We start from the raw sequence: 24,933 nt of genomic DNA, 5'->3' as shown, positions 1-24,933 counted from the left end.
ATAAACATAGCACTCCTCTGGAGTTTTTATCAGCCTTGGAAAGGCGTCATGTTTATAGAAAATAAATCAATCCGCGACAAAAGCTCCATCGGAGCGAAATATCGATCAATGAAAATTCGATCAAAAAAATAATTATCTAATTATCAAATTGACAAATTATCTAATTAAAGCTAGGGATAACGAATATCCGACCTGTGATAGGATTTGTGGATTTTAATCCTAAATTTTCGTGAGCGAATATCCATTTATAATTTTAGAGTTAAGATTGTTGATTTCAGATTTTTTGAATTATCTAATTGACACATTTTCAAATTGGCACATTAGAATTTTCAAATTGAAACATTATCTAATTAGACTTCCGGATTCTGCCGGTATTTTTATCAAACCCATACGGACAATGACGGCAACCGCTTTTACAGCAATAACCACGTTTTAAATGGTGTTTTTCAGTAAAGCATTTATAACCTTCAGGCGTATAGTAAAAATCTTCGCCTTCGATTAATTTATTTTCATTACTTTGCTCTTTCATAAATCTGCTTTGGGTACTTGTTTTATTTCTTCAAAAATCAAAAATAATTATTTGATTGTTATTTTAATGAAATCAAACAATTTTATAGCTACAAATTTATAAATTTTACAGCCAATGTTTCTGATTGTTGCTAAATATTTAATTCCGAAAGGATATCGCGGAATGGCTGTATTTCCGTTTGTTGTGGTTAAATATGGTTTTGATAAAACAAATGGGACTTTTGTCAACCATGAAAAAATACACCTAAGACAGCAATTAGAAATGCTGATTTTGCCTTTTTTTATCTGGTATTTTTTAGAATATTTGATTCGGTTGCTTCAATATAAAAACAAAGATGTGGCATACAGAAATATTAGTTTCGAAAGGGAAGCTTATACAAATGAAAAGGATCATAATTATTTAAAAAACCGATCTTTTTTCCAATTTCTAAAATACATCACCTTAAAATAAAACCGATTTTGAACCAACAAATTCACATCAATTTCCCTAACAATATTTCTTTGACAATAAAGCGTGAAGACTTGATTCATCCTTTTGTTTCCGGAAATAAATTTAGAAAACTAAAATACAATTTATTTGAGGCGAGAGCCGAAAATAAAGAAACGATATTGACTTTTGGAGGTGCTTTTTCCAATCATATTGCGGCTGTTGCGTATGCAGGAAAAGAACAGGGTTTTAAAACTATCGGAATTATTAGAGGTGATGAACTTTTTGATAAAATCGATGAAAATCCAACCTTGAAATTTGCTCAGGAAAACGGAATGAAATTTGAATTTGTTTCAAGAGAAGACTATCGACATAAAAGTGAAAGTTACTTTTTAGAAAAGCTTAAAGATAAGTTTGGGGAGTTTTATTTAGTGCCCGAAGGCGGAACAAATGAACTTGCTGTAAAAGGCTGTGAAGAGATTTTGACAGCCGAAGATGCTGTTTTTAATTACGTCTGTTGCGCGGTTGGAACGGGTGGCACGATTTCTGGTTTAATTAATAGTGCATTGCCAAATCAGAAAATTTTAGGGTTTCCGGCACTAAAAGGTGACTTTTTAACCGATGAAATTCGTATTTTTGCAAAAAAAGATAACTGGAATTTAATTTCTGACTATCATTTTGGAGGTTATGGCAAGGTAAATTTGGAATTAATTGAGTTTATCAATGCTTTTTTGGAAGCAAATAAAGTGCCTTTAGATCCAATTTATACGGGAAAGATGGTTTTTGGCGTTATAGATTTAATCAGCAAAAACTATTTTCCTGCTAATTCAAAAATTTTACTCATTCACACCGGCGGATTACAGGGAATTGATGGAATGAATATTAAATTGAAGCAGAAAAAATTACCAATACTCAAAAACAATGATTAAAAAGATCCTATTGTTCTTTATAGTTGCAGTTCTGGCAAGCTGTTCATCCAGCAAACCGGCTATTGCAACAACTAAAAAACAGGCAGCAGTTCAGAGGCCGCGAACGGTGGCAGCTAAAAAGCAAACTCCTGTTAAGCCAATTGGCAAAAATTATCCTTCTACAAATAATACGACTGAAGTTATTCAGTCGACTTCAAAAACTACCGTTACCAGCACTTCAATCAACGATTATGTTTTGCAGTACAAAGATATTGCAATGGGAAATATGCAGAAATATGGTATTCCTGCAAGTATTATTCTGGCACAGGGAATTTTGGAATCGGGTGCAGGAAAAGGAGATTTGGCCGTTTCAGCAAATAATCATTTTGGAATAAAATGTCATAAAGACTGGCTTGGTGAAAGTGTTCGCCATGACGATGATTCGTCTCAGGAATGTTTTAGAAAATATCCAGAAGCTTCGGAATCATATCGCGATCATGCTTTATTTTTAGTGGGAAAAAATAGATATGCTTCTTTATTTACTTATGAAAAAGACGATTATAAAGCCTGGGCGAAAGGATTAAGAGCTTGTGGGTATGCGACAGATCCTAATTATCCAGATAAATTGATTAGTTATATTGAGCGTTATAATCTGCATCAATACGATTGTCAGATTACGGGAAAAACGTATGTTGCAATTAATAAATCGGCTCCAACAAAAAAACCATCGTATGATGTGGCTTCAGATCCAAAGATAAATATGAACTCAAATGATCCGAATTTATATGAAGTTCAAAAAGGAGATACGTTATATTCAATATCCAAAAAATTCAACGTCATGGTTGATGACTTAAAACAGAAAAATAATCTTTCAGATAATGCACTTTCGATCGGCCAGAAGTTGAAAGTGAGATAATTATCAATTATTAATGAAAAAGATAATCTCGATTGGAATTTTTATTTTTGCCAGTGTTTTGATAACTAGAATTGTTTGCGGAGTTTATATACATGATGAATTTGCAGAAAGGCATTTTTTTATAAAATATCGCCCGAGTTGGAAATGGACATTTTATTCTCCTTTGGGAATGTCAGACATAAAAATTGAAGAACTTTCAAAAGAAAAACAAACAGAACAAAAATACTTTAATGAGTTTGTAAGAGATCAAGGTTTAAGCAGATAGTTAAATCTAAAATCAGAACTCTAAAATCTAAAATAAATAATGATCTATAAAAGAAGTAGTCAGCTTTTTGCTGAAGCAGAAAAAGTAATTCCGGGAGGAGTAAATTCGCCAGTTCGTGCTTTTAAAGCAGTAGGGGGAACTCCAATTTTTGTAAAAAGTGCCAAAGGTGCTTATTTGTATGACGAAGACGGAAATAAGTTAATTGATTATATCAACTCATGGGGGCCAATGGTTTTGGGTCATGCGTATCAACCAGTTGTTGATGCTGTGATTGAAAAAGCAAAATTGGGAACTTCATTTGGAATGCCAACAGAATTGGAAACTGAAATCGCTGCTTTGGCAGTTTCTATGGTACCAAATATCGATAAAATCAGATTTGTAAATTCAGGTACAGAAGCTTGTATGAGCGCGATTCGTTTGGCTCGTGGATTTACTAAAAGAGATAAAATTATCAAATTTGCAGGTTGTTACCATGGACATTCTGATTCCTTTTTGATTCAGGCAGGAAGTGGTGCTGTAACTTTTGGATCTCCAAATAGCCCTGGCGTTACAGAAGGAACAGCAAAAGATACTTTATTAGCAAAATACAATGATTTAGAGAATGTAACAACATTAATCGAAGCCAATAAAAACGAAATTGCAGCTATAATCATTGAACCGGTTGCCGGAAATATGGGTTGTATTCCGCCTCAAGAAGGCTTCTTGCAAGGTTTAAGAGATTTATGTACTGCAAAAGGAATTTTATTGATTTTTGATGAGGTAATGACAGGTTTCCGTTTGGCTCGTGGAGGAGTTCAGGAATTGTATAATATCAATGCTGATATTGTAACTTTCGGAAAAGTAATAGGCGGTGGATTACCCGTTGGAGCATTTGCTGCACGTGCTGAAATCATGAATTATTTAGCGCCTCTTGGACCAGTTTACCAAGCTGGAACACTATCTGGAAATCCGTTGGCTATGGCTGCCGGATTTGCAATGCTGCAATCTTTGGATAATGATCGTGCTATTTTTACTCGTTTAGAGGAAAAAACGGCTTATTTAGAAGCTGGAATTGATAAAGTATTAAAAGCAAATAATGTTGTTTTTACAATCAATAGAGTAGGTTCTATGATTTCTGTTCACTTTGATGCAAATCCGGTTGTCGACTTTCAAACGGCTGCAAAAGGAGATAATGAAACGTTTAAAAAGTTCTTTCACGGATTGTTGAACGAAGGTGTTTATATTGCGCCATCTGCTTATGAAACGTGGTTTATTACGGATGCATTAACGTATGAAGATTTAGACTTTACTATTAATGCAATTGATAAAGTTTCGAAAACATTCTAATTATAAAATTAAATGTAAAAGTCCGGCTCTTAAAACAGCTGGATTTTTTTATGCCTATTTTGTAGTTAATAAAAAGTTAATAAGCATTCGTTATGTTGTGTTATTGTAATCAAAAATTATTTTTGTTTGTCAAATAACCATTAAACCTGCAATAAATGAAGAAAATTTTCATTTTATTAACCATAGCTGCTTTTGCGCTATTTCCATCCAATCAATTTGCACAGTCGAAAAAGAAAAAAGGAGAAACGCTAACTGCTCCGTCAGAAAAAAAACCAGAGCCAACTATTAAAGAATACAGCAAAGTAATTACCAAAGATGCTGTTTCTGACGAAGGGCTTTTTACAGTTCATAAAGTGGATAAAAAGTATTACTTCGAAATTCCAAATAAATATTTAAACAAAGACATGCTGTTAGTAAGCAGATTGTCTAAACTGCCTTCTAATTTGGGTGGAGGTTATGTCAACGCTGGTTCAGAAACAAACGAACAATTAATAGTTTGGCAGCGTTTTCAGGATAAAATTCTCATCAAATCAAAATCATATAATGCAGTTGCAAACGATACGTTACCGATTAGCATTTCGGTAAAATCAAATAATTATGAACCAACCTTATTTGCTTTTGATATTGTAGCATTCAGCAAAGATTCTGCAAATACCGTTATTGATGTAACTAAATTTTATAGCACAGATGTAAAGGCAATCAGCGGAATATCTGCAGAAATGCGCGAAACCTATAAGGTAAAAGGACTAGATGATTCAAGAAGTTTCATCAATGCAATTAAAAGTTTTCCGATGAATATTGAAGTGATTCAGGATATGACTTACAATGCTTCAAAACCATCTATGTTAGAAGAAAGTGAATCGATTAGTATTCAGATGAATCAATCGATGGTATTATTGCCAGAAGTGCCAATGAAACCGAGATTGTTTGATCCGCGTGTAGGTTGGTTTACCGTTAGCCAATACGATTATGGAAGTAACGAATTAAAATCAGACCTGAAAACTTACATTAGTCGTTGGAGATTAGAACCAAAAGACCCGGAAGCCTATGCCAGAGGAGAGGTGGTTGAACCAATAAAACCAATCGTTTATTATTTAGATCCTGCAACACCTGAAAAATTGAGAAAATATATCAAACAGGGAATCGAAGAATGGCAAAAACCTTTTGAAACGGCTGGATTTAAAAATGCCATTATAGCAAAAGACGCTCCAACAAAAGAAGAAGATCCTGATTTTAGTCCGGAAGATGTACGTTACTCAGTAATTCGCTATGTAGCAAGTACAACTCGAAATGCAGTTGGACCAAGCGTTTCAGATCCACGTACCGGAGAAATTATTGAAAGTGATGTTATCTGGTATCATAATCATTTGCGTTCGTACAGAAACCGTTATTTATTAGAAACCGGAGCAGCAAATCCAAAAGCCAGAACTTTGCAAACCAGCGACGAAGAAATGGGAGAGATGATGCGAATGGTAATTGCTCATGAAGTGGGACATGCGTTAGGTTTTCCTCATAATATGGGTGCCAGCTCTTCTTTTGATTGCGAAAGTTATAGAAACGGAACTTTTACACAAGAAAATGGAATTGCAGCTAGTATAATGGATTATGCACGTTACAATTATATTGCACAGCCAGGAGATCAAAATATCCGATTTATCCGAAAAATGGGAGCATACGATCATTATGCTTTAAATTGGGGATACAGAGTGATTCCAAATGCTAAATCTCCTCAGGATGAAAAAGCAACTTTAGACAAATGGATTGTAGATAAAGCCGGAAATCCGATTTATAAATTTGGAAAACAAAGCAGTGCTTTTGATCCTTCTTCTCAAACAGAAGATATTGGAAATAATTCGATGAAAGCCAGTACATACGGTATGAAAAATCTGGAGTATGTTGCCAATCACTTAAGCGAATGGACAAGTAATGTAACCAATGATTATGGAGATCTAGATGAATTATACAAAGAATTGCTAGATGTTTGGGGTCGATATGTAGGTCATGTTGTAACTAATGTTGGAGGTGTTTATGAAAATACTAAAAACCCAAATCAGGCGGGAAATGTGTATGATGTCGTGCCGAAAGCAAAACAAATTGAAGCGATGAATTGGTTACAGGCAAATGCTTTTGCATCTCCAACGTGGATTGTCAATATTAATACCTTGAAAAACACCAATTTTGCTGGTTATACAGAAACGTTTAGAAATATGCAGGTTAGACATTTGAATAATCTATTGAGTTTAGGTCGTATAGGCAGGTTGATGGATAATGAAATTCTAGGTGCTGATACTTACAAAGCATTAGATTTGTTTAGAGACACAAGAAAAGGAATCTGGAAAGAGACGAATGCTGCAGCAAATGTGACTATTTACCGTCGAAATCTGCAAAGAGCTTATATCGATAGAATGGCTTTTTTAATGACAGAAGAAATTAAGCCAACAGACAGATCAATAATATATTATAATGTTTCTCAATCTGATTTAAGAGCTTTAGTGCGTGGCGAATTAAATGTTCTGAAAAAATCGCTTACGGCAGCAAAAGCTTTGGGCGTAAACACAGAAACAAAATATCATTATGAAGATTGTATCAAACGAATTGATTTAATATTAAATCCGATTAAATAGATTTATGGAAATAAAAAAGAGGCTGTAAGCCTCTTTTTTTTCGATCTCAAATTACATTTTGTTTTTTCTGTGATCTTTTATTTTGTCTTTATGCTCTTTTTGAATTGCAGTCCATTTTATATATTGATCAGCATTTAAAATAGATTTCATTTTTGCATCAGTTGCTTTGTGATCTTCTATCATTTGTTTTTTCATGGCTTCTTTTTCAGCAGCAGTTGGTTCTACACCATCTTTTTTGCTTTTTTTAAGCATTTCCATTTTAGTGCTTCTTTCAGCTAAAAGTGCAGCAACTTGTTTTTGTTGCTCTGCAGTTAAATTTAGATCTGTTGTCAATTTTTGCAAATGTGCCTGATCGCGTTCCTTTGAACTTTTGTGATCATGTTTTCTTCTATGATCTTTTTTCAGTGCAGTCCATTTAGTGTATTGATCAGCATTTAAAATGGATTTCATTTTAGCATCGTTAGCTGCTTTTTCAGTTTCCATTTGTTTTTTGAAAGCTTCTTTTTCTGCATCACTAGGTTTTGTTTTAATGTCTTTTCTAGATGCTTTAAATTTTTCCGCTTTGGCACTTCTTTCTGCTAAAAGCTGTTTTACTTGTTCTTGTTGTTTTTTATCCAAACTCAATTCAGAAGTCAATTTCTGTAACTGTTTTTCATTACGTTGTTCAGGAGTTAAATTTTCTTTTTGATGATGTGCCGGTTTCAGATTGATGTCTTGTGCAAAACTTACTATTCCAACGAACAATAAAGCTGCGATAAATAATTTTTTCATAATTCGTCTTTTTTAAATGGTTTATAGTATTTAGACATCAACGACCTTGTTAAGTTTAATGGGATTTTCAGGTTTATCGTTTATTTAACAGAAAGTATTAATTAAAATATAATTTATATCCAAAAATAAAAAAGAGGCTTAAAAGCCTCTTTTTGTAAGTATTACATATTGTTTTCTTTTTTATATTCTCTCATTTTTTCTTTAGCTTTTTCTTTGTTTTCTGCTTGAATAGCTTTCCATTTTGTGTATTGGTCTGCATTCAAAATAGCTTTCATTTTAGCATCGTTAGCCTCTTTTTCAGCCATCATTTGTTTTTTAAAGGCTTCTTTTTCGGCAGCTGTTGGTTTCACATTGCTGTCTTTGTTCGCTTCACGGGATTCTCTGAATTTTTCAGCTTTCGCACTTCTTTCGGCTAATAATTGTTTTACCTGTGCTTGTTGATTGGCATCTAAACTTAATTCCGAAGTTAGCTTCTTCAACTGCTTCTCATTACGCTGTTCTGGTGTCATTCTTTCTCTATGCTCTTTATGGTCCTGAGTTGCATCCTGATCTGCGTCTTGTGCAAAACTTGCTACTCCAACGAATAACAAAGCTGCGATAAATAATTTTTTCATGATGTAAGTTTTTTAATTGTTATATCCTTTAGACTTTATCAAATTCATTAGGTTTAATTTGATCGTCAGAATTATAATTTATTTAACAAATTGAAATCTAATTCATTAAAACGTTTCTATTCAGATAAAAATTACAAAATTAATTGCGTATTTTTAAGGTATCAACAAATTAAGAACCTAGAAGAAATTATTATGAATATAGAATCATCATCAAACAATAATAAAATTGCCTTTTTTTCGACCCAGCCTTACGACAAAACTTTCTTTAATAAATACAATGCAGATTTTGGTTTTGAGTTGGATTTCTTTGAAACGCAATTGAATCCGCAAACGGTAATTTTAATCGAAAATGCAGCAATCGTTTGTGTTTTTGTGAATGATATTGTCAATGAAGCCGTCATTAAACAATTGGCAGAAAAGAATGTGAAAATTATTGCTTTACGTTGCGCCGGTTTTAATAATGTCGATTTAGAAGCGGCCAGAAAATACAATTTAAAAGTTTGCAGAGTTCCTGCTTATTCTCCGCAGGCTGTTGCAGAACATGCCATGGCAATGATTTTGACTCTAAATAGAAAAACGCATAAAGCTTATAACAGAGTTCGAGAACAAAATTTCTCTCTAAACGGATTATTAGGTTTTGATTTATTTGGCAAAACTATCGGAATTATTGGAACCGGAAATATTGGAAAAGCTTTTGCTAAAATTGCTCTAGGTTTTGGCTGTAAAGTTCTGGCTTATGATATTGTAACGAATGCTGAAATGGAAAAAGACGGAGTTGAATTCGTATCCTTAGAAACCATTTTTAAAGCGAGCGATATTATTTCCTTGCATTGTCCGCTAAACGAACAAACCAAACATATAATCAATAGCAAGTCTATTGATGAAATGAAAGACAGCGTCATGATCATCAATACCAGTCGCGGAGGATTAATAGAAACGGCCTGTGTTATTGAAGGTTTGAAAGAAGGTAAAATTGGATATCTTGGAATTGACGTTTACGAACAAGAAGAAAAACTGTTTTTCAGGGACCTTTCAGCAGATATCATTCAGGACGATGCGATTCAGCGTTTAATGAGTTTTCCAAATGTTTTGGTCACGGCGCATCAGGCCTTCTTTACGAATGAAGCTTTGACGCAAATTGCTTTGGTCACTTTTAATAATATCAAAGCATTAGTAACTCAAAAGGATATTGAAAACAAAGCGGCTTTATTGGTTTGAAAATGAATTTGAAAATTTTAAAAGAACAAATTATGAGAAATAATATTTTAATTGTAATAGCAATCCTGGCGCTATATTCTTGTCAAAATAAAGAAAAGCCAGCATCAAAAAATATCATTAAAACCATTGTTCAGGATACATTGTCAAAAACTTTGGGAGGCACAGCCAATTTGAGTGAGGTCACCGCTAAAAATGATAAAGTGGTTGAGCTAATTAGAAAGCAGCTTTTGGTTTTACTAAAAAAAGATTTATCAGTAATGACAAAAGACAATCGATACTTTTACTATGAAGCTTACGATTTAAACAATGATAAGAAAAATGAATATTTTGTAGGTTTCTCTAATCCGTATTTTTGCGGAAGCGGAGGCTGTTCAGGATATATTTTGAACAACGATGGAAGTGTAATCAATTCTTTTACAGTAACCGATTTTCCAATCTTTATAGGAACAACTTCCTCAGGAAATTTTAAGGATTTAATTTTTAAAAGCGGAAATGCATTGCATTCTCTAAAAATGAAAAGCGGAAAATATCCTTCAAATCCATCCGTTCAGGAAAAATGGAAAGGCGATATTCCTAAGGAATCTCCCGTAGTTTTAGATATAAATGCTAAGAAATTGGAGAAGTATTCTTTTTAGATATAAAAAATCCGACAGGTTTTTAAAACCTGTCGGATTTGAATATTATTAAATTCCTGCTTTGAATTTTAAAATTGGTTTTTTTTTAATTATTCCACCAACTCCACAAATTTAAACTCACCTTCCACAGCAACCTTAGTCAAACCGTGTTTAGATAAATTTTTCATAGATGCATCCCATTTTTTACCGCTTAAATTCGCAGTAATTTTTAATTGCTGAAGATCCATTTTGTTTTCATTTCCTTTCAATAAATCTACGATAAATTTCTCTTCATCAGAAAGTTCTATCGAAGCTTGTTTTTTCTCCGGACGCATTTGCGGAAACAATAAAACTTCCTGAATCGATGCATTGTTTGTTAAATACATAATCAAACGATCCATTCCAATTCCCATTCCAGATGTTGGAGGCATACCGTATTCCAAAGCTCTTAAGAAATCTTCATCGATAATTCCGTTCGCTTCATCATCGCCTTTTTCAGACAAACGCATTTGATCTTCAAAACGCTCACGCTGATCAATTGGGTCATTCAATTCAGAATAAGCATTTGCGATTTCTTTACCACAAACCATCAATTCAAAACGCTCTGTAAGCTCCGGATTGTCACGGTGCTCTTTACACAAAGGCGACATTTCTTTAGGATAATCTGTAATGAAAGTTGGCTGAATATAATTTCCTTCGCATTTAGCGCCAAAAATTTCATCAATCAGTTTTCCTTTACCCATTGTTTTATCAACGTCGATTCCCATTCCTCTTGCAGCTTCAAACAATTCGGCTTCGCTTTTTCCGGAAATATCAAAACCAGTAAAATGTTTGATAGAATCCGTCATCGTAACACGAGCGTAAGGCGCTTTAAAGTTGATTTTATGCTCGCCAAAAGTAACTTCACTAGTTCCATTTACGGCAATCGCACAATGCTCAAGTAAACCTTCAGCAAATTCCATCATCCAGTTGTAGTCTTTGTAGGCTACATATATTTCCATCGCGGTAAATTCAGGATTATGCGTTCTGTCCATACCTTCGTTACGAAAGTTTCTAGAGAATTCATAAACACCTTCAAATCCACCAACAATTAATCTTTTTAAGTATAATTCATTCGCAATACGCATGTAAAGCGGAATATCAAGCGAGTTATGGTGCGTAATAAAAGGTCTTGCCGAAGCACCACCAGGAATTGACTGCAAAACAGGAGTGTCAACTTCAAGATACCCTGCATCGTTAAAATAACCACGCATTGCAGTGAATAACTTTGTACGTTTAATGAAAGTCTCCTTAACATGTTGATTCACTGTTAAATCAACATAACGCATTCTATAACGTAATTCTGCATCATTAAACGCATCGTGAACGTTTCCATCTTCATCTACTTTTGGTAAAGGAAGCGGACGTAATGTTTTACTCAAGAAAGTAAACCCTTCAACACGAATACATTGCGCACCCACTTTCGTAGTAAACAATTCACCTTCAATACCAATAAAGTCACCTAAATCAGTTAATTTTTTAAATACCGTATTGTATAATGTTTTATCATCACCTTCACACAAAACATCGCGATTCACGTACAATTGTAAACGTCCTTCGCTATCCTGCAATTCAGCAAAACAAGCTTTACCCTGATCACGAACACTCATCAAACGTCCCGCAACGATTACCTTCTTACCTTCTTCAAACGATTCCTTCACTTGCTTTGAAGTATGATTTACTGGAAAAAGATTAGCCGGATAAGGATTGATTCCTAAGTTGCGTAAGTTTTGAAGTTTTTCTCTTCTAATGATTTCTTGTTCTGATAATGCCATTTTGTGCTCTTTTTTTAAGTGTGCAAAGATAAAGAAAAGAATGTAGATTTCAGAATGAAGGTTTTAGATTTTTTGAAGCAGCAATTTATCGTATTTCAATCACGTTCAGTCCCGCTATCCACTTGTATGTTTTTTGCAGAAAAAGCAAAAAAGGATACCGCTGCTATCGGGGCTAGACTAGAAGTTTTGGTTTTCAAAAGAAGTTTTAGTTGGGGTTTTTAAGCAATCATCACAAGACTGTGCGCGAAAAAAACATTTCTGTAAGAAATTAAAGAAAAACCTCAGTATCTTAGCAACTCAGAACCTCAGAACCCTCCAAAAAATGAATTATATAAAAGCCATTCTGCTCTTACTCTTAATCTCAAGCTGTCAAATTACCGAAACCATAAAAATCAATCCGGACGGAAGCGGAAGTATTGAAGTTTTTCAATTACGAGATGAAAATAGCTATATGCAATTAGGACATCCTCTTTCAGGCTCGGAAAAATTTACAGATACACTATTTGTTTTTCAGGATTATATCACAAAGTATAAGGAAACGTTTGTGAAATTTAATAAAGCGGATCAGGCACTTTTTCAGGAACATGCCAACGTTAAAATGCATGTAAAGTTAGATCCAATTCAAATGGAAAATTTTAATGTAATTTCTTCCGACTTTAAAAAAATAGAAGAACTACCAAATGTGTATGAGAGTCTTAGTTTAGCAAATTCTTTAAAAGAGAATTATCCGGTTTCAAAAGAATTTTTTAAAATAAAATACACTTTCGACGGATCTGTTTTTAAAAGAAACTTAGTTATTGTTGATCAGCAAGAATTTGAAAAGAATAAAAAAATGCTTGAAGAAAGAAAAAAAACCTACGCCAAATATAAATTGGTGCAGACTTATACTTTAAAATATCATTTTCCAAGAAAAATAAAATCAGTTTCAAATGAGAGAGCCATTATCAGTCCAGATAAAAAATCATTTACTTTAGAATTTCAACTTTCAGATTGCTTGCAAAATCCTGAAACGACGAATTTAGAAGTTGTTTTGGAACAAAGCAACTAGATAAAAAGATTAAAAAGAGATTTGAGGTCACTCCGATAAAAACTCAGCACCTTAGAATCTCAGAATCTTTAAAAACAAAATAGACTTCGTATCTTTGATAAAAAATTAACCATGATGAAATTATATAAATTACTTAGTTTTTCTTTTTTAGTGGCAACATTTACAAGCTGTACTTTTACTGAAAACATGTACATTAATGACAATGGAACCGGAATATATTCTGTAGATATGGATGGTTCTGCTTTGATGGAAATGGCAGGTGATCAACTAGGAAATCAAATGGGAGCCGATGCTAAAAAAAATATCGATTCTACTTTTACTTTCAAACAATTAATTGCTGAAAAACAAGATAGTATTTCAAAATTATCTCCTGAAGCACAGAAAGAAATTAAAAAATTAGAGAATTTTGTTTTCAATATAAAAATGAATGGAGAGCAAAAAAAGTTCTTAATGAACATCTCTACTGATTTTAAAAATGTAAACGAATTACAAGATATATTGCAATCAATGAGTACGCTTCAAAAACTGGAAGGCGGCACTGCTCCGGCAACACCGTTTGCAGGTTTGGGAGACAATAAAAGCAAGCTAAGTTATACGTATGACGGAAAGAAATTTACACGTAAAGCAATTATTGACAAACAGAAACTCACAGAGAAACCTGCAGATTCGACCGCAGACATGTCAAAAATGATGTTTGCTTCGTCTAACTATGTTATTAAATATCATTTTCCTAAACGTGTAAAAAAGGTTTCAAACCCTACTGCATTGTTTAGCGAGGATAGAAAAACAATTACAATTCAATACCCTTTCACGGATTATATGGAGAATCCTGACAAGCTTAACTTTGATGTTGAGTTTGAAAAATAATTAAAATGAATAAAAAAATCCAACTTCAAGATTTAGGAAGTAAAGATTATAAATCGACCTGGGAATATCAGGAAGAACTTTTTAAAGACATAGTCGACTTAAAAATCAAAAATAGAAGAGAAGAATTGGAGTTAGAGACTCCAAATTATTTGCTGTTTGTAGAACATCCACATGTTTATACATTAGGAAAAAGTGGTGATTTAGAAAATCTGTTATTAAACGAAAAACAGCTCGAAGCAAAAGGAGCAACCTTCTACAAAATCAATCGAGGTGGAGACATTACCTATCACGGACCAGGACAAATTGTAGGTTATCCAATTTTGGATTTAGAGAATTTCTTTACGGATATTCATAAATATTTGCGCTTTCTCGAAGAATCAATTATTCTGACTTTAGAAGAATACGGTTTAAAATGCGGACGAAGTGAAGGTGAAACGGGTGTTTGGCTGGATGTTGGAACGCCGTTTGCACGTAAAATATGTGCACTTGGTGTACGTGCTTCACGCTGGGTAACCATGCACGGATTTGCCTTAAATGTAAATGTCGATTTAGGATATTTTGATAATATTATTCCGTGTGGAATCCGCGGAAAAGGAGTTACATCACTACAAGTAGAACTTGGTGTTGAAAAAGTCGATGAAGATGAAGTTAAGGCCAAAATCATAAAACATTTGACGCAGTTATTTGAAGCGGAATTTGTTTAATGAGGTTTCTTTAATTAGCTATAAATAGTAAAAAGCTGAAAAAATAATGATTTTAAATTGTTATTTTCTTCAGCTTTTTTTCATTTTTGTTTGATAAAATTATTGAAAATGTAAAGAGCATTTGTAAAGAACCAAGATTTTGAATTGTTAGTAAATTATCGGCCCCAGCAATTTTGTGCCATTTTTATACGTAATTTGCTAGAATACTTTTAATGAAACTTTAACCAAATCTAATTTTATAGCTTATGAGAAAAATCTACTTTATTTGTTTCCTTTTTACCTTAAACAATGCTTTTGCTCAAAAGAAAGAAAAATTAAATCCAATTACGGTTTATGAAAAAGTTTGGCAAGAGCGTAATAGCGATGCACGATTAAAATTAATAAAAACAATTTGGCTCGATGACAGTACTTTTGAAGATCCCTCTGCATCTATAAAAGGTTCTGTTGCCTTGAATAATGTCATCAACGAGTTTTATAAAAAAAATCCGGATGCTATATTGAGCTCAGGTTCAAAAGTGGTAAAAGACAATTATGTAAGCTGGGATTGGAAAATTCTCGATTCAAAAAATAAACTAATAATGGCCGGCCGTGATTTTGCCCGACTAAATGGAAAAGGCCAGGTGAGCAAAATTATTGGTTTTTGGGATCAGGAAGTTACTTTGTCAGAAGCTGAAATTCTACAAAATCTTGAAGCGGATAATTATAAAGTTGTAGCAAAATATTACGAATGCCTTTTTAAAACCAAAGATTTTACCGCAATGGCAACTGTAATTGAAGAGGGAGCAATTTACAATCAGGCTGAAGGATTGCCTTACGGCGGAAAGTATGTTGGTTTTAGCGAATGGACTAAAATGTATGCAAAATCAGCTGAGTTTTTTGATTTGGAAATAGAAAAAGAACCTGTTTACTTTAGCGATGCTTCTAAAAATGAAGTGATTATTTATTTCACTATAAAATGCAAAGCAAAAAAATCAGGAAAAACAATGTCTGTGCCAATTTCAGAACATTTCGATCTGAAAAACGGAAAAATTACAGCAATTAGACCTTTTTATTTTGATACGAAGCAGTTTGCAGAATTCTTAAAAAGCAAAAAATAAAATTATTGGAAGTTAACGACTTTCAGTATGCAAATTATTCGAAACAAAAAGGCTTATCAATTTTGATAAGCCTTTTTTATAATTCAAAAAAATCAAGTTCTAATTGATCGGGTAAAAGTCTAAAACTCATTCTGTGATATTTTGTAGTACCATGTTCTCGAATCGCTTCCCGATGTTCTTTGGTGGGATAGCCTTTGTTTTTTTTCCAGTTGTACATAGGGAATTCGTGATGAATTTGTTCCATATATTCGTCGCGGTACGTTTTCGCTAATATCGATGCCGCAGCAATACTTAAGAATTTTCCGTCTCCTTTTATAATACTCTGATTCGGAATTGATTTTAAATGTTCGATTTCTTCAACAGAAAATTGTTTTCCAAAGGTATTTTTTAAACCTAATTTTGCATTCAATGCGCGATTTCCATCCACAATAATGAAATCAGGTTTTTGTTTTAATTTTAAAATACATTCCTGCATGCCTTTCATAGAAGCATTCAGAATATTAATTTCATCAATTTCATCAGGAAATAAATGCGTGACCGAATAGCAAACAGCGTATTGTTCGATGATTGGTTTTAAAAGAAATCTATCTTTCTCAGATAATTGTTTACTGTCGTTTAAAATTGTATTTTCAAAATCGGCAGGTAAAATTACTGCGGCAGCAGTAACGGGCCCAGCCAGACATCCACGGCCGGCTTCGTCAGTTCCGGTTTCTAAAATAAAACCCGAATAGTTTTTTTCTAGCATTTTACTTAATTTTAAAGACAAATATAATTGAAATGAAAACTTCTCAATGGCAATGATTTGTTTTTTTATACGTTTTTATCTTTTACCTTTGCTTGATAAATTTTGCCGAAATAATTACATATAAAGCTATCAAATGAGAATACTCTTTTTTCTATATCTATTAATTGTACCCACGTTATTGTTTTCTCAGGAAAAAACTAGTTCAAAGAACAGTTTAGATATGAATACAAAATATTCTAGTATAACGGATACAGTAAAAAAGAAAAAGTCTCTAATTGCAAAGATAGAGCAATATCAGATTTATACATTAGAGCACGATACAATAATTGCAGATACGTCACTAACATTAAAAAGTGCTTACAGGCAAAACTATTTAAGAAAAGATAATTTTGGACTTTTGCCATTTTCTAACATTGGACAAACATACAATACAATACAATATGGTTTAACGGATTATTCTCCATATCCTGAAATTGGTTTCAAAGGAAAACATTTTGATTACATGGAGGTTAGTGATATTCGATATTATTCAGTTGCAACTCCTTTAACAGAAATATTTTTTAACACCACTATAAACAAAGGACAAAATTTAGATTCATTTATTACATTAAATACTTCAAAGAATCTTAATTTTTCTGCTGCTTACAGAGGATTGCGTTCTGAAGGAGATTATATAAACCAGTTGGTTAGTGCAGGAAATTTTCGATTTACAACAAGTTATTTTACAACAGATAAAAGATATGTCTTAAACGCTCATTTTACATTTCAGGATATTACAAATGAAGAAAATGGCGGAATTACAAATACTGAAAATTTTGAAAGTGAAGATCCGGATTTTAAAAACCGTCAGCGTTTACAAGTGTTTTTGACTGATGCGGAATCATTATTAAAAGGAAGACGTTTCTTTTTTGATCATGCATTTAGAGTAAATCCAAAAGATGGGAGTAATAATTTGTATGTAACGCATCAATTTAATTACGAATATAAATATTTTCAATACTTGCAACCAACGCTACTTTCGACTGTAACACCAACGGTTGGGCCTAGTGTACAAGTTCAACGTTTTGGAGAATCGTATGCTAATGGTAATATAAATGATGAGACTCGTTTTGAGAAATTATACAATAAGGTTGGACTTGCTTACGAAAATTCACTTCTTGGGAAATTTAATTTTTTTGTCGATGATTACAGATCAAATTATAAATACGACAGAATTATAGTGTACGGTGATGGTACATCGGTTCCGGATAATTTATTTCTGCAGATTAATAATGTAGGAGGACAATATGAATATCAGAAAAACAAATGGAATGGCCGTTTTTTATATACGAGATCAATCACAAATCAATCTCTTTCTGATCTTGATGCCAAATTGAGGTATGATTTAAATGAGAAAATTCAATTCGATTTCAGATATAGAAATTTAAATAAGTTGCCAAATAATAACTATAATTTGTATCAAAGCAGTTATGTTGAATATAATTGGTCTAACAGTTTTAAGAATGAAAAAATCAACCAGCTAAGTGCCAATGTTTTTACACCTTGGTTAAATGCTGAAGTTCAATATTCTGTTTTAAAAGATCACTTGTATTTTAAAGATGACTCCAGCCCGGCAGAGGCTTTGGCATATACTCAAATTATAAAGCCGGCACAATACGGAAATGCAATTAATTATTTGTCTATAAAAGCTAGTAAAGAATTTAAATTTGGACCGTTCGGCTTTGACAATACATTATTATATCAAAAAGTAGATCAGTCAGATTTGATTTTGAATGTTCCTGATTTTGTAACGAGAAATACGTTTTACTATTCTAGTTACTTTTTCAAAAAGGCATTATATATGCAGACTGGCGTTGTATTTAATTATTTTACCAAATATTACGGAAATGATTATAATCCTGTTATAGGTGAATTTTTTGTTCAGGATGCGAAAAAAATTGGAGGTTATCCGTTATTTGATCTTTTTGTAAATGCCAGAATTCGTCAAACCCGATTTTACTTAAAAGCAGAACATATTAATGCCTTATTTGCAAAAAGCGATTATTATTCGGCACCTAATAATCCTTATCGTGATTTTGTTATCCGATTTGGTTTAGTTTGGAACTTCTTCCAATAAAAATAGGACTATTTAGATTTTAGAACCACATATTAAATAAACATAAAATGGACTTTTCAAACAATATTTTAGAAACAATTGGTAATACGCCATTAGTAAAACTCAACAAAATTGTTGCTGAAATCGATGCGTTAGTATTGGCAAAAGTCGAAACTTTTAATCCTGGAAATTCTGTAAAAGACAGAATGGCCGTAAAAATGATTGAAGACGCAGAGGCAGACGGCAGATTAAAACCGGGTGGAACTATTATTGAAGGAACTTCTGGAAATACCGGAATGGGATTGGCACTTGTCGCAATTATCAAAGGTTATAAATTGATTTGCGTAATATCAGACAAGCAGTCAAAAGAAAAAATGGATATTTTGCGTGCTGTTGGTGCCAAAGTTGTAGTTTGTCCTACTGATGTTGAGCCAACGGATCCGCGTTCTTATTACTCCGTTTCAAAACGTTTAGCAGAAGAAACACCAAATTCCTGGTACGTAAATCAATATGATAATCTATCCAATTCATTAGCACATTACGAGCAAACCGGACCAGAAATCTGGAAACAGACCGACGGAAAAATCACTCATTTTGTTGTAGGAGTAGGTACCGGAGGAACTATTTCGGGAGTTGGAAAATATTTAAAAGAGAAAAACCCTAACATCAAAATTTGGGGAATTGATACTTACGGTTCTGTTTTTAAAAAATACCATGAAACCGGAATTTTTGATGAAAACGAAATTTACTCTTATATTACAGAAGGAATTGGAGAAGATATTTTGCCAAAAAATGTTGACTTTTCATTAATTGATGGTTTTACAAAAGTAACAGATAAAGACGCTGCTGTTTATACAAGAAAAATTGCCATGGAAGAAGCAATCTTTGTTGGAAACTCTGCAGGTGCTTGTATTAAAGGACTTTTACAGCTTAAAGAACATTTTAAGCCTGAAGATGTTGTTGTAGTTCTTTTTCACGATTCAGGAAGCCGCTATGTAGGTAAAATGTTTAATGACGACTGGATGCGCGAACGTGGATTTTTAGAAGAAAACGTAACGAAAGCAGAAGATGTGATAAAAGATCATATTGATAAAGAATTGATTGTTGTTCGTACCGAGGAATTAGTATCGCACGCTATCGAACGTATGCGTAAGTATAAAATCTCTCAAATTCCGGTAGTTGATATTAATGGATTTGTTGGTTCTGTAGATGAAACAGATTTGTTTAGAAGTTATGTTGCGGATAAAAATGTTGCCGAAAAACCAATCAAAGAAGTAATGGGCAAGCCTTTTCCAATTGTAAAATTAGGTACTACAATTGAAGAAGTTTCTAAATTGTTTACTAAAGAAAATGACGCTGTTTTGGTAGATTTAGGAAATGGAAAACATCATATTATTACAAAATATGATATTATCGGATCTATAAAATAAGACAATTTTAATAACATTATAAATCCATAAATCAGAGTTTTTAAGACTTTGATTTATGGATTTTTTTAGCTGAAATATTTTAAAAATGAATTTTACTGCCATAGATTTTGAAACCGCTACGGGCTATCATCCTTGTTCTGTTGGAATAGTTACTGTTCAAAACGGAGTTATTGTTGACGAATTTGTTACTTTAATTAAGCCGCCAAATAATATATATAATCCCTTTACGATTCAGGTTCATGGCATTTATCCTCGTGATACGGTTAATGCAAAATCGTTCTCTCAGGTATTTCCTGAAATTGAAAGAAGATTGAAAAATAGGGTTGTCGTAGCACACAATGAAAGTTTTGATCGAAATGTATTGATGAAATCAATGGCACTTTACGGTTTGCAATATGAAGATTTGAATATCGCAGCTCGTTGGGAATGTACAGTTAAAATCTACAAGGCAAAAGGATTAAAGCCAACCAAACTAAGTGATTGTTGTCGTGAAATGAAAATTCAGTTAAATCATCATGAAGCTTTATCTGATGCTCGTGCATGCGCGAAACTATATATGTTAAAGTAAATTTTTTAAGTAAGAAAATACTTATTTTTAATTATTTTTAAGTTTTTGTAATTTAAACATAGACTTAAAAATGAGAGAAGACTTTCTTCACTATCTCTGGAAATTCAAGAAGTTCGAAACGCTGAATTTAAGAACAACTCAAAATGATCCAATTGTAATTATTAAAGCAGGAGATTATTTAGAAATTTCAGGTCCTGATTTTTTTAACGCCCAGATTAAAATTGGAACTCAGAAATGGGCTGGTAATGTTGAAATCCATTTAAAATCATCCGATTGGTATGTACATCATCATGAAAAAGATCCGGCTTATGAAAATGTCATTCTACATGTAGTTTGGGAACATGATACAGAGATCTTTGGTAAAAACAATACAGAAATTCCTGTTTTGGTTCTGAAAGATTATGTTTCAGCAGAAATCCTAAATAATTATCATTCTTTAGTATCCCCAAAATCCTGGATTTCATGTGAAAAACAAATTACTCAAATAGATGAATTTGTTTTTAAAAATTGGCAGGAAAGATTGTTTTTTGAACGTCTGGAAAGAAAATCAAAGTTTATTTTTGATTTATTAGAAGAAAAAAAGGGAGACTGGGAGTCTGTCTTATTCTCTTTGTTAGCAAAGAATTTTGGATTGAATACCAATGGGAATACTTTTTTACAAATTGCTAAATCAATTCCGTTTTCTATTGTTAGAAAAGAAAGTTTCGAAATCGAAAATCTTGAAGCACTGCTTTTGGGAACTTCTGGTTTATTGGATTTGGAAAAAGAAGATTTGTATTTCAATGATTTGAAAATTAGATATTTTTATCTTTTGCACAAATACCAACTAGGTAAGGTCTATACTGATCCATTGCAGTTTTTTAAGCATCGCCCTGATAATTTTCCAACAATACGGCTTTCTCAATTAGGGAGCTTATACAATAAACATCAGAATTTATTTTCTAAAGTAATTGTGCTAAAGTCTGCTAAGGATGTTTATAGGTTATTAAGCATTAAAACAAGCTTATACTGGGAAAATCATTATCAGTTTGATAAAGAGAGTCCGAAGAAGTCAAAACCTTTATCAAAATCGTTTATAGACTTGTTGATTGTAAATACCATTATTCCTTTGCAGTTTGCTTATTCAAATAAAATAGGAGAGTCCAATGCTGAAGATCTCATTATATTTATGAATGAGGTTTCTCCTGAAAAAAATGCTATTATAGATAAATTTAAAAGCTTTGGAGTTCTTTCAAAAAATGCATTTGAAACTCAAACGTTATTAGAACTCAAAAATGAATATTGCAACAATAAAGCTTGTTTGAAATGTGCAATTGGTGTCGAATTACTTAGGAGGAATTAGATAATTTAGAAAATGTGGTAATTAGATAATTTTGTATTTTTGTCTAAAATCTAAAATCTAAAATCTAAAATCTAAAATTAGAAATGTCAGCAATTTTAAAACTTAAATTTTTCTTTGAAAAATATGGATTTCATGTTTCATCGCGCTTGGCTGATAAACTCGGAATGCGTGTTACGAGTGTACGATTGTTTTTTATTTATATTTCATTTGTAACAGCCGGTTTAGGTTTCGGAATTTATCTGACCTTAGCATTCTGGATTCGCCTAAAAGATTTAATTAGAGCAAAGCGAACTTCGGTATTTGATTTATAAAAGTAATTTTCAAGCATAAAAAAAGGATCATATAAAATTATATGATCCTTTTTTATGTTTTAATCTGGAATATTATTTATCCGGATTGTTTAATTTACTGTTTTTCTTACCGTAAACAAAGTATATAACAATACCTAATGCCATCCAGACTACAAGTCTAGCCCAGCTTTCATTTGGTAATGAATACATCAATGCTAAACAGATTACAATACCTGCAACCGGCACAAAAGGAACCCATGGAGTTCTAAAAGCTCTTGGTGCATCTGGCATTTTCTTACGCATAACCATTACGCCAATACAAACTAATACAAACGCTAATAAAGTTCCAATACTTACCATGTGTCCTAGATCACTTACAGGAACAAGTCCTGCAAATAAACTTACGAATACTAAAAAGAAAAGGTTTGTTTTCCAAGGAGTACGGAATTTAGCGTGAATTTCACTGAAGAAAGGAGGTAATAAACCATCTTTACTCATTGTATAGAAAACACGGCTTTGTCCCATAAGCATTACTAACATTACAGAAGTATAACCAGCTAAAATAGCTACAATTAAACCTGTTTGTAAAAAGTCGTATCCTGTAACAGCAAAAGCAGTTGCAGCAGGTTTTGCATCTCCTGCGAATTTATAATAAGGTACAAGTCCTGTCATAACGTGAGAGAACAATACATATAAAAGTGTACAGATTATCAATGATCCTAAAATACCAATTGGCATTCCTTTTTGTGGATTTTTAGCTTCTTGAGCAGCTGTAGATACAGCATCAAAACCAATAAAGGCAAAAAATACGGTACCAGCTCCGGCGGCAATTCCAGACCAGCCAAATTGGCCAAAAACACCAGTATTTTCAGGAATGTAAGGAGTATAGTTTGTAGGATCTATAAATTTCCATCCTAAAACAATAAAAATGATAACTACAGCAACTTTAATAACAACTAAGAAATTGTTTAATGAAGCCGATTCTTGAGTTCCTTTTATTAATAATAAAGAAAGTAATGAAACAATGAATATTGCTGGTAAATTTACAATTCCTCCATTTATTACAGTTCCATTGCTAAGTGTCAGAGTTTCCCAAGGTGAGCAAATTAAGTCAGGCGGTAAATGTATTCCGTACTTTGCAAGAAGTTCAAGTAAATACCGGGACCAACTCACACCAACGGTAGCAGCACCCAAAGCATATTCTAAAACTAAATCCCAACCGATAATCCAAGCCATAAATTCACCCATCGTAGCATAAGAGTAAGTGTATGCACTACCCGCAACCGGAATCATTGATGCAAATTCAGCATAACAAAGTCCTGCAAATGCGCAACCTACAGCTGCTAAAATAAAAGAAATTGTTACCGCCGGACCTGCGTGATCAGCTGCTGCAATTCCTGTTAGCGAAAATAGTCCCGCTCCAATAATTGCTCCAACTCCAAGTGCAACAAGCGAACGTGAAGATAAGGTTCTTTTTAGTCCTTTTTCAGATTCGGATGCTTCACCGAGCAATACCGAAAGAGGTTTAGTTTTCCAAATTGACATACTATTATATTGGTTTATTGTTATTAAGCTCCAAATGTATCGTTTTTTATAAAAAATAAAAACAATTATATTGTTTTAAGTTATAAAATATCAAAAAAATATGCAAAATAGCCAGTTTACAGCTGTTAAGTACTGAAATTCATCAATTTAATTAGAATGTTAATGCGGATTGAATAATTTAATACAGAATAAAATTTTTACTATTTTTCCTAATAAATTAATGATTTATTACTTAATTTGATCTTTTAAAACGATTGAAAACTTTATTTTAATGACTAATTTTAAAACGCTCGCAATATATTTTAAATTTACAAGAGAGCAACGTACAGGAATTTTTTTACTTTTTGCAATCATTATACTATTGCAATTGGTCTATTTTTATGCTGACTTTAATTTGCCTGAAAAAACCTTTCCGGAAAAAGAACAATGGATGTCTTTGCAATCAGAAATTGATTCTCTAAAATTGGTTAAAGATAAAGAGAAACCCAAGGTCTATCTTTTTAATCCAAATTTCATTACGGATTATAAAGGCTATAAGCTTGGAATGTCTACTCAGGAAATTGATAGGCTTTTAACCTTTAGAAATGAAAATAAATTCGTGAACTCTGCGGAGGAGTTTCAACAAGTCACTAAAATTTCCGATTCTTTATTAAAAAATATTTCCCCTTTATTTAAGTTTCCCAACTGGATTCAAAAAGAGAATAATTTCAAAACAGAAAAAAAAGAATTTATCAGGAAAACGGATTTGAAAAAGGAAAAGATTGTAATTTTAAATATAAATGAGGCAACTCACGATGATTTGGTTAAAATATATGGTATTGGTGAAGCTCTATCTTTACGTATATTAAAGCAGAGAGAAGTATTAGGGTGTTTTGTTGCTATGGAGCAAATGAATGATATTTGGGGACTTTCGCCTGAAGTTATTGTCGAATTGAATGCTCATTTCAAAGTAATAGTGCCGGCAAGTTTAAAAAAAATAGCAATAAATGATGCTTCTTTAAAAGAATTATCTCAGTTTTCCTATTTCAGATATGCATTGGCTAAACAAATAGTAACTTATAGAAGTATGAACGGAAATTTTAAAAATATTGAGGATTTGTCAAAAATTAAAGGTTTTCCTGTTGAAAAAGCAAAAATAATTAGTTTATATTTGGAGTTCTAAAAAAAAAACAGCCAA

The 24,933-nt window shown here is 32.7% G+C and carries 24 protein-coding genes; 18 read left to right on the top strand and 6 right to left on the bottom strand.

All coding sequences use genetic code 11. The annotated features are described in order from the left end of the window. Positions 1-346 precede the first annotated feature (346 nt). Positions 347-529 carry a DUF5522 domain-containing protein gene (locus IRZ99_RS19830; protein ID WP_074659918.1) on the bottom strand — a complete coding sequence of 61 codons (183 nt, stop codon included), beginning with the start codon at positions 527-529 and terminating at the stop codon, positions 347-349. 114 nt (positions 530-643) lie between these two features. Here IRZ99_RS19830 and IRZ99_RS19825 point away from each other — a divergent pair, with 114 nt between their 5' ends. The 6 genes from IRZ99_RS19825 (at position 644) to IRZ99_RS19800 (ending at position 6,994) form a co-directional block, all read left to right on the top strand. Further along, on the top strand, positions 644-979 hold the full coding sequence (locus IRZ99_RS19825) for a hypothetical protein (protein ID WP_194659106.1): 336 nt from the start codon (positions 644-646) through the stop codon (positions 977-979). Positions 980-987: 8 nt separating this feature from the next. After that, positions 988-1,884, top strand: coding sequence for a 1-aminocyclopropane-1-carboxylate deaminase/D-cysteine desulfhydrase (locus tag IRZ99_RS19820; RefSeq protein WP_228519132.1), 897 nt, complete (start codon positions 988-990; stop codon positions 1,882-1,884). Beyond that, positions 1,877-2,779, top strand: coding sequence for a glucosaminidase domain-containing protein (locus tag IRZ99_RS19815; RefSeq protein ID WP_194659103.1), 903 nt, complete (start codon positions 1,877-1,879; stop codon positions 2,777-2,779). Before IRZ99_RS19820 ends, IRZ99_RS19815 begins: the two co-directional genes overlap by 8 nt. Before the next feature lie 13 nt (positions 2,780-2,792). Then, positions 2,793-3,044: a hypothetical protein gene (locus tag IRZ99_RS19810; protein ID WP_194659101.1), complete on the top strand. Its 252-nt coding sequence runs from the start codon at positions 2,793-2,795 to the stop codon at positions 3,042-3,044. A 39-nt stretch (positions 3,045-3,083) separates the two neighbouring features. Continuing rightward, entirely contained in the window at positions 3,084-4,370 is a 1,287-nt protein-coding gene (hemL, locus tag IRZ99_RS19805; protein WP_194659099.1) for a glutamate-1-semialdehyde 2,1-aminomutase, read from the top strand. Between the two features lie 155 nt (positions 4,371-4,525). Continuing rightward, a complete protein-coding gene (locus IRZ99_RS19800) occupies positions 4,526-6,994 on the top strand; it encodes a zinc-dependent metalloprotease (RefSeq protein WP_194659097.1) in 2,469 nt (822 codons plus the stop codon). Positions 6,995-7,045: 51 nt separating this feature from the next. Here the strand turns inward: IRZ99_RS19800 and IRZ99_RS21245 are convergent, their stop codons facing one another. Next, positions 7,046-7,765, bottom strand: a complete 720-nt coding sequence (locus IRZ99_RS21245) for a hypothetical protein (RefSeq protein ID WP_228519131.1) — start codon at positions 7,763-7,765, stop codon at positions 7,046-7,048. A 161-nt stretch (positions 7,766-7,926) separates the two neighbouring features. Beyond that, positions 7,927-8,379: a hypothetical protein gene (locus tag IRZ99_RS19790; protein ID WP_194659095.1), complete on the bottom strand. Its 453-nt coding sequence runs from the start codon at positions 8,377-8,379 to the stop codon at positions 7,927-7,929. Between the two features lie 192 nt (positions 8,380-8,571). Here IRZ99_RS19790 and IRZ99_RS19785 point away from each other — a divergent pair, with 192 nt between their 5' ends. Continuing rightward, positions 8,572-9,597: a 2-hydroxyacid dehydrogenase gene (locus tag IRZ99_RS19785; RefSeq protein WP_194659093.1), complete on the top strand. Its 1,026-nt coding sequence runs from the start codon at positions 8,572-8,574 to the stop codon at positions 9,595-9,597. A 32-nt stretch (positions 9,598-9,629) separates the two neighbouring features. Continuing rightward, positions 9,630-10,232, top strand: coding sequence for a hypothetical protein (locus tag IRZ99_RS19780; RefSeq protein ID WP_194659092.1), 603 nt, complete (start codon positions 9,630-9,632; stop codon positions 10,230-10,232). A gap of 89 nt (positions 10,233-10,321) precedes the next feature. Here IRZ99_RS19780 and lysS read toward each other — a convergent pair whose 3' ends face one another. Continuing rightward, positions 10,322-12,025: a lysine--tRNA ligase gene (gene lysS / locus IRZ99_RS19775; protein ID WP_194659089.1), complete on the bottom strand. Its 1,704-nt coding sequence runs from the start codon at positions 12,023-12,025 to the stop codon at positions 10,322-10,324. Positions 12,026-12,347: 322 nt separating this feature from the next. On the opposite strand from lysS, the gene IRZ99_RS19770 reads away from it, so the two are divergent. The 4 genes from IRZ99_RS19770 (at position 12,348) to IRZ99_RS19755 (ending at position 15,741) form a co-directional block, all read left to right on the top strand. Further along, positions 12,348-13,073, top strand: coding sequence for a hypothetical protein (locus IRZ99_RS19770; RefSeq protein ID WP_194659087.1), 726 nt, complete (start codon positions 12,348-12,350; stop codon positions 13,071-13,073). A gap of 111 nt (positions 13,074-13,184) precedes the next feature. Further along, positions 13,185-13,940: a hypothetical protein gene (locus IRZ99_RS19765; protein WP_228519130.1), complete on the top strand. Its 756-nt coding sequence runs from the start codon at positions 13,185-13,187 to the stop codon at positions 13,938-13,940. 5 nt (positions 13,941-13,945) lie between these two features. Continuing rightward, on the top strand, positions 13,946-14,644 hold the full coding sequence (lipB, locus tag IRZ99_RS19760; protein ID WP_026985780.1) for a lipoyl(octanoyl) transferase LipB: 699 nt from the start codon (positions 13,946-13,948) through the stop codon (positions 14,642-14,644). Positions 14,645-14,889: 245 nt separating this feature from the next. Further along, positions 14,890-15,741: a nuclear transport factor 2 family protein gene (locus IRZ99_RS19755; protein ID WP_194659085.1), complete on the top strand. Its 852-nt coding sequence runs from the start codon at positions 14,890-14,892 to the stop codon at positions 15,739-15,741. A 76-nt stretch (positions 15,742-15,817) separates the two neighbouring features. Here the strand turns inward: IRZ99_RS19755 and IRZ99_RS19750 are convergent, their stop codons facing one another. Then, complete coding sequence (locus IRZ99_RS19750) at positions 15,818-16,486, bottom strand: ribonuclease HII (protein ID WP_194659083.1); 669 nt, start codon at positions 16,484-16,486, stop codon at positions 15,818-15,820. Between the two features lie 133 nt (positions 16,487-16,619). Between IRZ99_RS19750 and IRZ99_RS19745 the strand changes: the two genes are divergently transcribed. The 5 genes from IRZ99_RS19745 to IRZ99_RS19725 all read left to right on the top strand — a co-directional run bounded on the left by IRZ99_RS19745 (position 16,620) and on the right by IRZ99_RS19725 (position 22,232). Beyond that, on the top strand, positions 16,620-18,602 hold the full coding sequence (locus IRZ99_RS19745; RefSeq protein WP_194659081.1) for a putative porin: 1,983 nt from the start codon (positions 16,620-16,622) through the stop codon (positions 18,600-18,602). A 47-nt stretch (positions 18,603-18,649) separates the two neighbouring features. Further along, positions 18,650-20,011 carry a pyridoxal-phosphate dependent enzyme gene (locus IRZ99_RS19740; RefSeq protein WP_194659079.1) on the top strand — a complete coding sequence of 454 codons (1,362 nt, stop codon included), beginning with the start codon at positions 18,650-18,652 and terminating at the stop codon, positions 20,009-20,011. 85 nt (positions 20,012-20,096) lie between these two features. Next, positions 20,097-20,579 carry a 3'-5' exonuclease gene (locus IRZ99_RS19735; protein WP_194659077.1) on the top strand — a complete coding sequence of 161 codons (483 nt, stop codon included), beginning with the start codon at positions 20,097-20,099 and terminating at the stop codon, positions 20,577-20,579. Positions 20,580-20,649: 70 nt separating this feature from the next. Further along, positions 20,650-21,921, top strand: coding sequence for a DUF2851 family protein (locus IRZ99_RS19730; RefSeq protein ID WP_194659076.1), 1,272 nt, complete (start codon positions 20,650-20,652; stop codon positions 21,919-21,921). 83 nt (positions 21,922-22,004) lie between these two features. Next, complete coding sequence (locus tag IRZ99_RS19725) at positions 22,005-22,232, top strand: PspC family transcriptional regulator (protein ID WP_026985787.1); 228 nt, start codon at positions 22,005-22,007, stop codon at positions 22,230-22,232. Between the two features lie 72 nt (positions 22,233-22,304). On the opposite strand, the gene IRZ99_RS19720 is transcribed toward IRZ99_RS19725, so the two are convergent. Next, positions 22,305-23,756 (bottom strand): amino acid permease, encoded by a 1,452-nt coding sequence (locus IRZ99_RS19720; protein ID WP_194659073.1) that lies wholly within the window; start codon positions 23,754-23,756, stop codon positions 22,305-22,307. A gap of 463 nt (positions 23,757-24,219) precedes the next feature. Here IRZ99_RS19720 and IRZ99_RS19715 point away from each other — a divergent pair, with 463 nt between their 5' ends. Further along, on the top strand, positions 24,220-24,918 hold the full coding sequence (locus IRZ99_RS19715; protein WP_370527674.1) for a ComEA family DNA-binding protein: 699 nt from the start codon (positions 24,220-24,222) through the stop codon (positions 24,916-24,918). Positions 24,919-24,933 lie beyond the last annotated feature (15 nt).

The sequence above is a fragment of the Flavobacterium sp. LC2016-12 genome, assembly GCF_015351595.1.
Lineage (GTDB): Bacteria > Bacteroidota > Bacteroidia > Flavobacteriales > Flavobacteriaceae > Flavobacterium.
Note: the sequence above shows the minus strand (reverse complement) of the source record. Positions and strands in the feature narration are given on the sequence as shown.

Bases quoted from the DNA above. Each gene is read 5' to 3' on its own strand.
- IRZ99_RS19800 (WP_194659097.1), top strand. From the start codon at position 4,526: ATGAAGAAAATTTTCATTTTATTAACCATAGCTGCTTTTGCGCTATTT.
- IRZ99_RS19830 (WP_074659918.1), bottom strand. From the start codon at position 529: ATGAAAGAGCAAAGTAATGAAAATAAATTAATCGAAGGCGAAGATTTT.
- IRZ99_RS19755 (WP_194659085.1), top strand. From the start codon at position 14,890: ATGAGAAAAATCTACTTTATTTGTTTCCTTTTTACCTTAAACAATGCT.
- IRZ99_RS19770 (WP_194659087.1), top strand. From the start codon at position 12,348: ATGAATTATATAAAAGCCATTCTGCTCTTACTCTTAATCTCAAGCTGT.
- lipB (WP_026985780.1), top strand. From the start codon at position 13,946: ATGAATAAAAAAATCCAACTTCAAGATTTAGGAAGTAAAGATTATAAA.
- IRZ99_RS19740 (WP_194659079.1), top strand. From the start codon at position 18,650: ATGGACTTTTCAAACAATATTTTAGAAACAATTGGTAATACGCCATTA.
- IRZ99_RS19735 (WP_194659077.1), top strand. From the start codon at position 20,097: ATGAATTTTACTGCCATAGATTTTGAAACCGCTACGGGCTATCATCCT.
- IRZ99_RS19810 (WP_194659101.1), top strand. From the start codon at position 2,793: ATGAAAAAGATAATCTCGATTGGAATTTTTATTTTTGCCAGTGTTTTG.
- IRZ99_RS19785 (WP_194659093.1), top strand. From the start codon at position 8,572: ATGAATATAGAATCATCATCAAACAATAATAAAATTGCCTTTTTTTCG.
- IRZ99_RS19720 (WP_194659073.1), bottom strand. From the start codon at position 23,756: ATGTCAATTTGGAAAACTAAACCTCTTTCGGTATTGCTCGGTGAAGCA.
- IRZ99_RS19765 (WP_228519130.1), top strand. From the start codon at position 13,185: ATGATGAAATTATATAAATTACTTAGTTTTTCTTTTTTAGTGGCAACA.
- IRZ99_RS19780 (WP_194659092.1), top strand. From the start codon at position 9,630: ATGAGAAATAATATTTTAATTGTAATAGCAATCCTGGCGCTATATTCT.
- IRZ99_RS19790 (WP_194659095.1), bottom strand. From the start codon at position 8,379: ATGAAAAAATTATTTATCGCAGCTTTGTTATTCGTTGGAGTAGCAAGT.
- IRZ99_RS19745 (WP_194659081.1), top strand. From the start codon at position 16,620: ATGAGAATACTCTTTTTTCTATATCTATTAATTGTACCCACGTTATTG.
- IRZ99_RS19725 (WP_026985787.1), top strand. From the start codon at position 22,005: ATGTCAGCAATTTTAAAACTTAAATTTTTCTTTGAAAAATATGGATTT.
- IRZ99_RS19730 (WP_194659076.1), top strand. From the start codon at position 20,650: ATGAGAGAAGACTTTCTTCACTATCTCTGGAAATTCAAGAAGTTCGAA.
- IRZ99_RS19750 (WP_194659083.1), bottom strand. From the start codon at position 16,486: ATGCTAGAAAAAAACTATTCGGGTTTTATTTTAGAAACCGGAACTGAC.
- IRZ99_RS21245 (WP_228519131.1), bottom strand. From the start codon at position 7,765: ATGAAAAAATTATTTATCGCAGCTTTATTGTTCGTTGGAATAGTAAGT.
- IRZ99_RS19825 (WP_194659106.1), top strand. From the start codon at position 644: ATGTTTCTGATTGTTGCTAAATATTTAATTCCGAAAGGATATCGCGGA.
- lysS (WP_194659089.1), bottom strand. From the start codon at position 12,025: ATGGCATTATCAGAACAAGAAATCATTAGAAGAGAAAAACTTCAAAAC.
- IRZ99_RS19815 (WP_194659103.1), top strand. From the start codon at position 1,877: ATGATTAAAAAGATCCTATTGTTCTTTATAGTTGCAGTTCTGGCAAGC.
- hemL (WP_194659099.1), top strand. From the start codon at position 3,084: ATGATCTATAAAAGAAGTAGTCAGCTTTTTGCTGAAGCAGAAAAAGTA.